Consider the following 12,107-nt stretch of genomic DNA (forward strand, 5'->3'; position numbering starts at 1 on the left):
TTCATTGAAGCGTTTCAAACCCCAATAAGGTAAGCCAAACGGCACAAAACGTGACTGTCCCAAAATCATCTGCATCTCAGCGATCCGTTCTTCCAGTGAGCGCGACCTCTTTCATGCCACCTCCTTTAGCTATCCTAAAAGAGTAGGACTTCACGCGTCGTCTTCAAGGTCAACGAGCCCTACTTTATGATGGGGCTTATTGAACCTGTGAAGGTTTGATCGATCATCGCAGAGAGTTTCGGCTCCGCTCCCGAAAGAACGACGACGATTGCAAGCATCAATATCAAAGGCGCAGCAAGAATGCCGCTCCTTACAGCCGGTTCCAGAATGCGCCGGGTTTTCTTGCTTTGCGTAGATTGCTGATTTCTCATGCAACCAACAGTAGTCAAACAGAATTAACTGCTCATTAAATAACGTAGTTAATGCCTTATTAGCGCACGATTGCCACTCAATTTCCCTTGTTTCCGCGATATATATTGACCCCGAGCTCGCGAATTTTCTTGCGCAGCGTGTTCCGATTTAATCCCAGAAGGTCTGCCGCTTTGATCTGATTTCCACGTGTTGCGGTAAGACATGCTAGGATCAAGGGATATTCCAGTTCCGCGAGAACCCGATGGTAAAGACCGGGAGGTGGCAGATCGGCACCGAATGATGCGAAGTAACGCTGCATATTCTGCTCGACGGCCTGCGATATCGAAATATTCTCCATATCGCCACCACCGGCGGGAACGACATCTGGCTTGGCCAGTTCAGACTTCAGCTCCGTTTCGATTATTTCCGGCGAAATTTCCTCTTGCGGGTAAAGAGCTGCAAGTCTCCGCACGAGATTTTCCAGCTCACGCACATTGCCCGGCCACGGATACCGACGCATCATTTCCAAACCGGCACTGCTGATACGCTTCTCTGGCAGCCCCTCTTCGGCAGCGCGTTTGAAAAAATGGCGCACAAGATCGGCTACGTCCTCGCTGCGCTCGCGAAGCGGCGGCAAGCGCAGAGGCACAACGTTCAACCGGTAGTAAAGATCCTCGCGGAACAAACCTTGTGCTATCAATTGCCGCAAATCCTTATTGGTTGCCGCAACGATGCGCACATCGGTCTTGATCGGCGTGCGTCCACCGACTGTCATATATTCGCCTTGCTGCAACACACGCAAAAGTCGGGTTTGTGCTTCCATCGGCATATCGCCGATCTCGTCAAGAAACAGCGTTCCGCCATTTGCCTGTTCAAAGCGACCGCTCGAGCGGTTTTGCGCACCCGTAAAAGCACCCCTCTCGTGCCCGAACAACTCAGACTCAATCAGGTCGCGTGGGATTGCGGCCATATTGATCGCAACAAATGGTCCTTTTCGGCGACGCCCATATTCGTGCAGGGCACGCGCAACCAGTTCCTTGCCTGTACCGGATTCACCTGTAACCATGATGGTCAAATCTGTCTGCATCATGCGCGCCAGCACACGGTAGATTTCCTGCATCGCAGGCGACCGACCGACTAGCGGCATGTTATCTGCCTGCTCATCCGATAGAGCGGCAATTGGCTTGCGTTTTGGTTCAGACAAAGCACGACCGACGATATTGATGAGTTCCGTCAAATCGAATGGCTTCGGCAGATATTCGTAGGCTCCTGCCTCGGATGCCCGGATTGCCGTCATGAATGTATTCTGCGCGCTCATCACAACAACCGGCAGGTCGGGGCGCATTTTCTTGATGCGCGGCAGGAGGTCGAAGGCATTTTCATCCGGCATATTGACATCGGTTATAATCAGATCACCGTCGCCGGCCGCCACCCAGCGCCAGAGCGAAGCAGCATTGGAGGTCACGCGCACATCGTAGCCTGCCCGCGACAATGCCTGATTCAGCACCGTCCGAATGGCTGCATCATCATCCGCCACCAATATGGTTCCTGTCGGACGTCCTGCGATCATGCGTTATCTCCAGTATTTCCAGCTGCCAGTTCCGTATTCTTCCATGCGGGCATCAGAACGCGGAAAGTTGTTCTCGAAGGATGGCTGTCGCATTCGATAATGCCCCCATGATCGCCAATAATCTTCGCAACGAGTGCCAAACCCAGGCCCGAACCGTTGGTCTTAGTGGTCACGAAAGGATCGAACAGATGTGGCAGCATATCCTGTGGCACACCCGGTCCGTTATCATGCACGCAGAATTCGAGAGGCAAAGCCACCCTGTCCCGCGCACCCGGCACCTGAAGACGAATACCCGGACGATAAGCCGTGGATAGAACGATCTCGCCACCCTCATGATCGCCTATAGCTTCCGCGGCATTCTTCAGCAGATTGAGAAAAACCTGTACGAGTTGGTCTCGATTGGCAAAAACCGGTGGAAGAGAAGGATCGTAATCTTCCACAAAGCGAACCTTCCGCGCGAACCCGTTCTTTGCAATCGCCTTTACATGATCGAGAACTGCATGAATATTGACCGCAGAACGTTCAATGGGGCGCTCATCCGAGAACACCTCCATACGATCAACCAGCGAAACAATCCGATCCGTTTCATCCGTAATGAGGCGCGCAAGCGCCCGATCCTCGTCGCTGACAACCTGCTCCAGCAATTGTGCCGCACCGCGGATACCAGAGAGAGGATTCTTGATTTCATGGGCCAGCATCGAGGCAAGCCCGGTTACGGACCGCGCAGCACCGCGATGCGTCATCTGACGGTCTATCTTTTCAGCCATCGTCTTTTCCTTGAAAAGGATGACTACAGCACCCGGCAGTTCCGCTACAGGCGCTACATAAACATCGACGATACGCTCTGCCCCAAGACGCGGCGACGAGACATCAACGCGATATTCGTTGACCGGCATCTGACTGGTGCGAACCTGATCGACCAGCGCTAACAGCGGGCTGCCAAAAGGCAAAAAAGATTCCAGTCGGTTACGCGCCAGAATGGACGAGCCGGAACGAAAGAACTGCTCCGCGTCCAGATTGGCATAGGCAATATAATTTTCGGCACTAACCATGATGACGGGCTGGCTGATGGCATCGAGCACGACCGAAGGAATGCCGTTCGTTTCAGTTCTCTCACGCATCAGGCAACCTCTTTGAGCGCGGTTTCAGGAACTTCGCGCATGAATATACGACGCAAAACGTCGATGACGGCTTGCTGGTCGGTCAGAGTCATGACTTCTGCTTTCTCGGCAGGTGTACATGTGGCGCCAGCATGACGATCAAGATACCAGCCGAGATGTTTGCGGGAATGACGGATGCCCGTCGTGCTTCCATAATGCTCGAGCATATCTTCGTAATGCTTTATAATATAATCAAGAATTTCACTTCGCGACTTTGGAGCAAGATCGCTTCCGGCAATTGCACCGGCCAGCCACGGTTGTCCATAGGAGGCACGTCCGACCATCACGGCATCCGCTCCAGAGCGGTGCAGAATTTCCCGGGCGTCATGTCGACACGCCACATCCCCGTTGGCAACCAGTGGAATCCTTATCACATCGCGCACGGCGTGAATGGCATTCCAGTCCGCTTTGCCTTCATAGAACTGACAACGGGTGCGCCCATGGACAGTCACCATGGCGATACCGGCGTCTTCAGCGCGCCTTGCAAGTTCAGGCGCGTTGATGCTTTTCTCGTCCCATCCCAGCCGCATCTTGAGTGTAGCCGGAACATTGACGGCGTTAACAGTAGCCTCAACAAGGGTCATTGCATGATCGAGATCGCGCATCAGCGCGGACCCCGAGTAGCCACCAGTTACTTTCTTGGCTGGGCAGCCCATATTGATATCGATGATATCAGCGCCTTCACCTTCGGCTATCCTGGCCGCCTCGCCCATCCAATGCGCCTCGCGTCCTGCGAGTTGCACGACATGCGTGCCTAGTCCCTCGCCTGAAAGCCGCAGAAGGCTTTCCTTGTGACGGTTACAGAGTTCGGCGCTGGCGACCATCTCAGACACGACCATGCCCGCGCCAGCCTCTGCTGCCCGCCTGCGGAATGGAAGGTCCGAAACGCCGGACATCGGCGCAAGAAAGACACGGTTGGCAAGCGCCACACCGCCAATGGTCAAAGGTTGATCGAGAAAACTCAACAATAAATGCCTATTTGATGTGCATGGCGTAATTAGCACATACATTAATCAGCGCCACCTTTCAACGCAAGGAAAAGCGCACGCAAAATCACTATAAATCAATTGTCGTCTGGCATTTATCTGCGCAAGGCATTATTCGGCTTGGAAATGCAACCTTTGGCAGAGGCGACAACCATTTCAAAGATAGCAGCAGTCATTGTGGCCGCTGGCCGCGGAGAACGAGCCGGACAGAGCATCGAAGGGCCGAAGCAATATCGGCGCATCGGTGGCGAAGCCGTACTTGCTCGCACTTTGCGAGCTTTTATCGACTGCGCGCTGGTTGATAGCATCGTTGTCGTCATTCACCCTGATGACCATACACTTTACGAACGTGCCCTCCCGGAAAACTGTGGCAACATTCTCATCGTGAATGGCGGCGCTACCCGGCAGGAATCAACGCGCCTTGGCCTCCTCGCATTGCGAGATTGTGCGCCACAATATGTCATGATTCATGACGGCGTGAGACCGTTTGTCAGCCAGGATTTGCTGGAGCGTATTATCGAAAATCTCGCGCCTGATGAAGGCGTTCTACCGGCTCTGGCAGTTTCGGATACGCTCAAGCAGTCAGCTACGGACGGAACGGTTAAAACCACGGTGCCTCGCGCGGGCCTTTTTGCGGCACAGACACCACAGGCATTTCCCTACCTGCCCATCTTTGAGGCACATGAAAAAGCCTTCGCGAATGATCGCTCTGATTTCACGGACGATGCCGCCATTGCCGAATGGCAAAGCATCGCCGTCCGCATCATCGAAGGATCGGCGGACAATACAAAGCTTACCTGGGCAAAGGATATTGAAATGGCTGACAAGCGCCTGCGGCAAGACCACGTCTCGTTTCCCGATATTCGTACTGGTAATGGTTATGACGTCCATTCCTTCGAACCTGGCGATCATGTAACGCTGTGCGGCGTAAAAATTCCCCACGAAGCAAAACTCAATGGCCATTCAGACGCCGATGTCGGACTTCATGCATTGACCGACGCTCTGCTAGCGACACGAGGCGCCGGTGATATTGGCACGCATTTCCCACCGTCCGACCCACAGTGGAAAGGCGCTGCTTCCCGTATTTTCATCGAACACGCTGCCAATATCGTACGTGAAGCTGGTGGTCGTATAGCCAATGTCGACATAACCTTTATCAGCGAAGCGCCGAAGATTGGTCCACACCGCGCAGCGATGACAGAAGCGCTTTGCGACATGCTGGGAATTGCAGCAGATCGCGTCTCAGTAAAAGCCACAACCAATGAAAAGCTTGGCTTCGTCGGGCGCCGTGAGGGGATCGCAGCCATTGCAACGGCAACGGTCATCTACCCCGGTGAGGTGCCCGAATGAGCGCACTAATTGCAGAAGAAAAAGCCATCGCCGTGCTGGAGGCCTGCCGCAAGGCCGGTGTAATGATTGCGACAGCCGAATCCTGCACAGGCGGGCTTATCGCTGGAGCTCTCACCGACATTGCTGGATCGTCAGATGTCGTGGATCGCGGCTTTGTCACCTATTCCAACGAAGCGAAAGCCGAAATGATCGGCGTTCCGATCGAATTGATCAATCGCGTCGGCGCTGTCTCAAAAGAGGTAGCACTTTGCATGGCCGAAGGAGCACTTGCGCGCGCTCACGCTGGTGTAACAGTGGCGGTTACGGGCATTGCGGGCCCAGGTGGCGGATCCAATGAAAAGCCCGTCGGGCTTGTTCACATCGCATCGGCGCGAAAAGGCTACCCGACCCTTCATCGCGAATGTCGTTTCGGTCCAAAAACCAGAGCTGAAATCCGCCACGCGACAGTTCTCGCCGCACTGGACCTCGTTCTGGAAAACCTTCGATAGTCTTGAAGCATATACTTTTACCTGTCGTGCCCTATCCTTGTCTTTGATTAGAGCACCGACCTGATGCAATCGGATCGAAATGCGCTCTGGAGCAAGGAGAACATGCAATGCGTTTCGACGGTAAGGTGGCAATCGTTACAGGTGGAGCAAGCGGTATCGGCGAAGCGACTGTTCGGGCTTTTGTTCGCGAGGGAGCAAATGTCGTTATTGCGGATTATTCGGAGCATGGCCAGCAACTGGCCAACGAGCTTGCAGGCGGCACCGAGCGGGCATTATTCGTCAAAACCGATGTGACTGATACGAAAGCCGTGCAAGCCCTGATTGCCAAAACCGTCGAAACCTACGGCCGCCTCGACATCATGTTCGCCAATGCAGGTATCGCCGCTGACGGCCCGATAGACGAACTGGATGAATCTGCATGGCAGAAAACCATCGATATCAACCTCACCGGCGTCTATCTTTGCGATAAATACGCCATCGATCAAATGCGCTCGCAAGGCGGCGGCGTGATCGTGAACTGCGGCTCAATTCATAGTCACGTCGGGAAATCAGGTGTCACCGCTTATGCTGCAGCAAAGGGTGGTGTAAAACTGCTGACCCAGACACTAGCCATTGATTACGGTGCTCAGAACATCCGGGTCAACGCGGTCTGCCCCGGCTATATCGATACGCCGCTTCTCAAGGATATTCCGGATGACAAAAAGCAGGCGCTTGTGGCCTTGCATCCTATAGGTCGTCTTGGCCGCGCCGAAGAAGTAGCCAGCGTTGTGCTTTTCCTGGCAAGCGACGAAGCTTCCTTCGTCACTGGAGCATCCATATTGGTGGATGGCGGCTATACGGCGCAATAAAAGTACATCCTGAAAAGTGTGAAACGGTTTCGGGATGTGAGTGAGAAGAAAAAAGCGCCGGGGAAACCGGGGCTTTTCTCAGGCCAGACCGTAGATCTGGTCGGCCCGCTTTTCGAAGGCTTCAGAAAACTTCTTGAAAGCGAGGTCGAACATCGTACCCATAAGAAGGCCAAGGGTACGACTCTTGAACTCATAATCGATGAAAAACTCGACATCGCATTCGCTTCCCTCGCCTACCGGTTTGAAGGTCCAGCGATTATCGAGGTAGCGAAACGGCCCGTCGAGATATTTCACATCGATGACATTTTCCTCGGGCTTCAGCAGCACCTGACTGGTGAATGTCTCGCGTATAAGTTTGTAACCAACCGTCATGTCGGCAATGAGAAGAGCCTTGCCGTCACGCTCCTTGCGGGAGCGAACAGACAAAGCCTCGCACATCGGCAGAAACTGCGGATATTTCTCAACATCAGCAACAAGGCCGAACATTTGATCTGCCCGGTGATGCACCCGCCTGACGGTCGTAAACTGCGGCATTTCCTATCTCAGGCCCGCGCAGCAATCTGCGTCTCGCGCGCGGCCCTCAGCTTGGCGAAATCATCGCCAGCGTGATGCGATGAACGCGTCAGGGGACTGGATGCGACCAGAAGGAAGCCCTTCGTCCTGCCAATCGTCTCGAATGACTTGAATTCGTCAGGGGTCACAAAGCGAATGACGGGATGATGCTTGCGGGTCGGCTGGAGATATTGACCGATGGTCATGAAATCCACATCCGCCGAACGCAGATCGTCCATCAGTTGAAGGATCTCATTCCGCTCTTCGCCAAGACCGACCATGATACCAGACTTCGTGAAAATGGTTGGGTCCAGTTCTTTGACGCGCTGTAGCAGGCGGATCGAATGGAAATAACGAGCGCCAGGACGAACCTTCAGATAACGCGACGGCACAGTTTCCAGATTGTGGTTGAACACGTCGGGACGGGCTTTGACCACGACTTCAAGAGCGCCTTCCTTGCGCAGGAAATCCGGCGTCAGGATTTCAATCGTGGTAGCAGGAGTAGCTTCGCGGATGGCCTGAATGACCTCAGCAAAATGCTGCGCACCACCATCGGCAAGATCGTCGCGATCCACCGATGTTATAACCACATGCGTCAGACCCATCTGCTTGACGGCCTTGGCAACATTCTCGGGTTCGTTCGGATCGAGCGCTGTCGGAATACCGGTCGAGACGTTACAGAAGGCGCAGGCACGCGTGCAGATCTCGCCCATGATCATGAAGGTCGCGTGCTTCTTTTCCCAGCACTCGCCGATGTTTGGGCAACCTGCCTCTTCGCAAACCGTGACCAGCTTGTTTGAGCGAACGATATCGCGCGTTTCGCTATAGCCGCGCGAGACAGGAGCCTTAACGCGAATCCATTCAGGCTTCTTCAGGACGACATTGTCCGGACGATGTGCCTTTTCGGGATGCCGCTCACGCTTGCCTTGGTTCACCAGATCGAGAACTGTAACCATGCTTTTCCCTGCCTATCCGGGCCATTTTCAAGAATGGACCTGAAATGCTTTCCAAATTGGGTCCGGTCCTAATCCCTGCCCTTTACCCTGTCAACTTGAGCGATTTGCTACTCATCGCCGCGCCGCCAGTCCAAGAGCTCGGAAAACCAATGCCCATATGAGGCCGAACACTAAACCGCCTGCACCAAGCGCCAATGTAAGCGCCCAGACGCCGTACCAGCCAGTTAGGGCCATTCCGTTGACCGATATGGTGTTGCCGCCAAGAACACTCAAGGTGCCGGCTGCAAACCCCAGCACCAGCCCTCCCACGGTAGACCATTTGATGACGGGCCAGGCGGCACGCCGCCATGGCCCTCCGTTCTCGATCAGCGGAATGAGCGTCCCTCCGTCTTATGCATTCAGCACGCGACCATACGCATCCAGAACGCTTTCCTTCATCATCTCGGAAAGGGTTGGGTGCGGGAAGACAGAATGCATCAATTCTTCCTCAGTCGTTTCAAGATTCATAGCGATCACGAAACCCTGGATGAGTTCAGTCACTTCCGCACCGACCATGTGGGCACCAAGCAGCTGTCCCGTCTTCTTGTCGAAGATGGTCTTGACCAGTCCTTGATCTTCACCGAGCGCAATCGCCTTGCCGTTTGCAGCAAACGAATAGCGACCGACGCGGATATCGTAACCTTTTTCCTTGGCTTTTGCTTCGGTCAAGCCAACGGAAGCGACCTGCGGATTACAATAGGTACAGCCCGGAATCATGTTCTTTTCGAGCGGATGGACATTCGGAAGACCGGCAATCTTCTCGATGCAGATAACGCCTTCATGCTCGGCCTTATGCGCAAGCATTGGCGGACCTGCAACGTCTCCGATGGCATAGATGCCCGCAACGTTGGTCTTGCCGTAACCGTCAATGACAACGCATCCACGGTCGGTTTTCACACCAAGCGTTTCAAGGCCGAGATTCTCAATATTACCCTGAACGCCAACCGCCGAGATCATGCGGTCCACCGTCAACGACTGCGTCTTGCCGTCCTTGGTCTCGATATGGGCGGTCACATTGTTTGCGCCCTTCTCGACCTTGGTAACCTTGGCATCTGTGATGATCTTCAGGCCGCGCTTTTCAAGCTGCTTGCGCGCGAGTGCGGAAATCTCCGCATCCTCAACTGGCATGATTTGCGGCATCAGTTCCACGACCGTCACGTCAACGCCCATGTCATTGTAGAAAGAAGCGAATTCGATACCGATTGCGCCCGACCCCATTACAAGCATGGACTTCGGCAGTTCAGGCGGAACCATTGCTTCAAAATAGGTCCAGATCAGCTTGCCGTCCGGCTCAATACCCGGCAGAGAACGCGGACGTGCACCGGTAGCGACAATGACGTGCTTCGCCTTGTAGGAGCCTTCGCCAAGAACGCCTTTTGGAACGGGATTCTGTGGCTGCATTGGCCGCTTCGAAGAGTTGCCGACCGAAATCTCAACCGGATTGTTACCAGAAGCAGCCTTTACGAGCTTGGCCTCGCCCCAGATCACGTCGATCTTGTTCTTCTTCATCAGGAAGCCGACACCACCGTTAAGACGGGCCGAAACACCGCGCGACCGCTGCACCACGGCCGTCACATCAGGCGTGATCTTGCCTTCCAGCTTCAGGCCGTAATCTTTGGCGTGCTCGCCAAAATGCAGGATTTCAGCCGAGCGCAAAAGCGCCTTGGTTGGGATACAGCCCCAGTTGAGGCAAATGCCGCCCAGATGTTCGCGTTCGACGATAGCCGTCTTTAGGCCAAGCTGCGCAGCGCGGATTGCGGTTACATAGCCACCCGGGCCCGAGCCGATAACAATAACGTCGTAAATGTCGGCCATATTGTCCTGCCTTTGCTCAGTTCACTTCTCGGGTGAGCAGCACCCAGTCGTGTCTTTTGTCCTGCCCGATGCGTTCTATCGCTTCGAGCCGCTCAATTTCCTTGAAACCATGGGCGCCGTAAAGGGAAAGCGCCACATCGTTGTGGCTTTCGGTTATCAGGCTGATTGCCGGATTGCCGTTGCGGCGCGCCAGGTCAATCTCGTTGGCGACAAGCGCGCGGCCAATACCTTTGCCGCGAAACTCCCGATAAACACCAACGCTGTCTATAAAACGGTTGCCAATGATCCTACGCTGCATCGCGATAAGCTGATCCAGAACCGGATGCTGTGCGGACTGATCGTTGAGGCTTTCGTCCACGGTAAAGCCGATGGAAAGCCCTGCAATCTCGCCATTCCATTCGGCAATAATCGTGCTCTGCCAGCCTTCGGTTCCGTCGGCACGCATATACTGCCGACCGTGTTCCATGGCTGTTTCTGTTCGCCCATCAAGAACAGCCCCGTGCCAGAGCCATGACGCGAAACCGTGCGAAGAGATATCGACAAGAATGGCGATCTCTGCGGCTTCACGGCGTTCAGCCGGGCGTAGGTTCGGTTGTCCAGCCATTCAAAAACCTCAGGCGTCGAGTTCAGAAGAACGCGACGCCCTTGAAGTTGATCGATCAGACCAGCATACCCATCGGGTTTTCGATGTGGCGCTTGAAGGCCTGTGCAAGTTCAGCAGCCAACGCACCATCAACGGCACGATGATCGGTTGAAAGGGTTACAGACATAACGGTCGCAACCTTGATTTCACCATTCTTGACCACTGCACGCTGTTCGCCAGCGCCGATTGCGAAAATGGTCGCATGCGGCGGATTGATGATCGCAGCAAAGTCCTTCACGCCGAACATGCCGAGGTTAGATACGGAGGTCGAACCGCCCTGATATTCTTCAGGCTTCAGCTTGCGATCACGCGCACGCTTGGCAAGGTCCTTCATCTCATTGGAGATGGCGGAAAGAGTCTTCGATTCCGACTGACGCACGATTGGCGTAATCAGGCCACCCGGGATCGACACGGCAACACCGACATCCGCACGCTTGTGCTTTACCATACCGCCTTCAGTCCACGAGACATTGGCTTCAGGAATGTCACGCAGCGCAAGAGCAACAGCCTTGATCACCAGATCGTTGACGGAAAGCTTGTAGGCTGGAACTTCGCCCTTTTCGGTCTTGATCATCGGTGCAGCGGCATTGATCTGCGAACGCAGAGCCAGAAGTGCATCCAGTTCGCAATCGATCGTCAGATAGAAATGCGGAACAGTCTGCTTCGATTCCACCAGACGGCGGGCAATCGTCTTGCGCATGCCATCGTGAGGAACGATTTCGTAGGTGCCTTCCTCAAAGAGCTTGAGAACAGCATCATCTGACATCGGCTTCGGAGCAGCAGCTTCCGCCTTCGGCGCAGCAGCCTTGGCACCACCGGAAGCCAGAGCGGCTTCCACATCGCGCTGAACAACACGGCCATGCGGGCCGGTACCCTTTACGGCAGCGATGTCGACACCGGATTCCTTGGCGATACGTCGAGCAAGCGGCGATGCGAACACGCGGTTGCCCTTATTCGAAGCAGGAGCCGACTGCTCTGCTTTGACGGGTGCAGGCGCGGCTGCAGGAGTAGCGGCGGGCTTTGGCTCTTCTTTCGGAGCTTCGGCCTTTGTTTCTGCTTTTGGAGCAGAAGCTGCACCCTTGGCCGCAGCAGCTACGTCCTCGCCTTCTTCGGCGAGGATAGCGATCAGCGCATTGACCTTGACGCCTTCGGAGCCTGCGGGAACCACGAGTTTGGCAATTGTGCCTTCGTCCACAGCTTCCACTTCCATCGTTGCCTTGTCGGTCTCGATTTCAGCAATAACATCGCCAGGAGCGATCTTGTCGCCTTCCTTGACCAGCCATTTCGACAGGTTGCCTTCTTCCATCGTCGGAGAAAGCGCTGGCATGGTGATATTGATCGGCATGTCC

The 12,107-nt window shown here is 54.7% G+C and carries 12 protein-coding genes; 3 read left to right on the forward strand and 9 right to left on the reverse strand.

Going from position 1 to position 12,107, the window contains the following annotated elements:
- Window positions 1–448: 448 nt before the first annotated feature.
- From ntrC to dusB, 3 genes are read right to left on the reverse strand one after another with little or no spacing between them, the layout of a single operon-like run.
- Window positions 449–1,921: a nitrogen regulation protein NR(I) gene (ntrC, locus tag F9K91_RS22845; protein ID WP_151678814.1), complete on the reverse strand. Its 1,473-nt coding sequence runs from the start codon at window positions 1,919–1,921 to the stop codon at window positions 449–451.
- Complete coding sequence (locus F9K91_RS22850; protein WP_151556490.1) at window positions 1,918–3,042, reverse strand: two-component system sensor histidine kinase NtrB; 1,125 nt, start codon at window positions 3,040–3,042, stop codon at window positions 1,918–1,920. Before F9K91_RS22850 ends, ntrC begins: the two co-directional genes overlap by 4 nt.
- Complete coding sequence (gene dusB / locus F9K91_RS22855; RefSeq protein WP_208852728.1) at window positions 3,042–4,046, reverse strand: tRNA dihydrouridine synthase DusB; 1,005 nt, start codon at window positions 4,044–4,046, stop codon at window positions 3,042–3,044. Before dusB ends, F9K91_RS22850 begins: the two co-directional genes overlap by 1 nt.
- Window positions 4,047–4,193: 147 nt before the next feature.
- Here dusB and F9K91_RS22860 point away from each other — a divergent pair, with 147 nt between their 5' ends.
- The 3 genes from F9K91_RS22860 (at window position 4,194) to F9K91_RS22870 (ending at window position 6,753) form a co-directional block, all read left to right on the forward strand.
- The gene (locus tag F9K91_RS22860) at window positions 4,194–5,417 is read left to right on the forward strand and encodes a bifunctional 2-C-methyl-D-erythritol 4-phosphate cytidylyltransferase/2-C-methyl-D-erythritol 2,4-cyclodiphosphate synthase (protein ID WP_151652493.1); all 1,224 of its coding nucleotides are present in this window, start codon (window positions 4,194–4,196) and stop codon (window positions 5,415–5,417) included.
- Window positions 5,414–5,905 carry a CinA family protein gene (locus F9K91_RS22865; RefSeq protein ID WP_151652492.1) on the forward strand — a complete coding sequence of 164 codons (492 nt, stop codon included), beginning with the start codon at window positions 5,414–5,416 and terminating at the stop codon, window positions 5,903–5,905. Before F9K91_RS22860 ends, F9K91_RS22865 begins: the two co-directional genes overlap by 4 nt.
- A gap of 107 nt (window positions 5,906–6,012) precedes the next feature.
- Entirely contained in the window at window positions 6,013–6,753 is a 741-nt protein-coding gene (locus tag F9K91_RS22870; RefSeq protein ID WP_151652491.1) for an SDR family NAD(P)-dependent oxidoreductase, read from the forward strand.
- A 78-nt stretch (window positions 6,754–6,831) separates the two neighbouring features.
- On the opposite strand, the gene F9K91_RS22875 is transcribed toward F9K91_RS22870, so the two are convergent.
- The 6 genes from F9K91_RS22875 to F9K91_RS22900 form a co-directional block, all read right to left on the reverse strand.
- On the reverse strand, window positions 6,832–7,287 hold the full coding sequence (locus tag F9K91_RS22875; RefSeq protein ID WP_061346229.1) for a type II toxin-antitoxin system RatA family toxin: 456 nt from the start codon (window positions 7,285–7,287) through the stop codon (window positions 6,832–6,834).
- An 8-nt stretch (window positions 7,288–7,295) separates the two neighbouring features.
- Entirely contained in the window at window positions 7,296–8,261 is a 966-nt protein-coding gene (lipA, locus tag F9K91_RS22880) for a lipoyl synthase (protein ID WP_151556485.1), read from the reverse strand.
- Between the two features lie 111 nt (window positions 8,262–8,372).
- Window positions 8,373–8,570: a hypothetical protein gene (locus tag F9K91_RS22885; protein WP_151556484.1), complete on the reverse strand. Its 198-nt coding sequence runs from the start codon at window positions 8,568–8,570 to the stop codon at window positions 8,373–8,375.
- A gap of 81 nt (window positions 8,571–8,651) precedes the next feature.
- Entirely contained in the window at window positions 8,652–10,115 is a 1,464-nt protein-coding gene (gene lpdA / locus F9K91_RS22890) for a dihydrolipoyl dehydrogenase (RefSeq protein WP_151678816.1), read from the reverse strand.
- Window positions 10,116–10,131: 16 nt separating this feature from the next.
- Window positions 10,132–10,719 (reverse strand): GNAT family N-acetyltransferase, encoded by a 588-nt coding sequence (locus tag F9K91_RS22895; protein WP_151678817.1) that lies wholly within the window; start codon window positions 10,717–10,719, stop codon window positions 10,132–10,134.
- A 55-nt stretch (window positions 10,720–10,774) separates the two neighbouring features.
- Complete coding sequence (locus F9K91_RS22900; protein WP_151678818.1) at window positions 10,775–12,103, reverse strand: pyruvate dehydrogenase complex dihydrolipoamide acetyltransferase; 1,329 nt, start codon at window positions 12,101–12,103, stop codon at window positions 10,775–10,777.
- Between the last annotated feature and the right edge of the window lie 4 nt (window positions 12,104–12,107).

It is taken from the genome of Brucella tritici, from assembly GCF_008932295.1.
Classification (GTDB): domain Bacteria; phylum Pseudomonadota; class Alphaproteobacteria; order Rhizobiales; family Rhizobiaceae; genus Brucella; species Brucella tritici.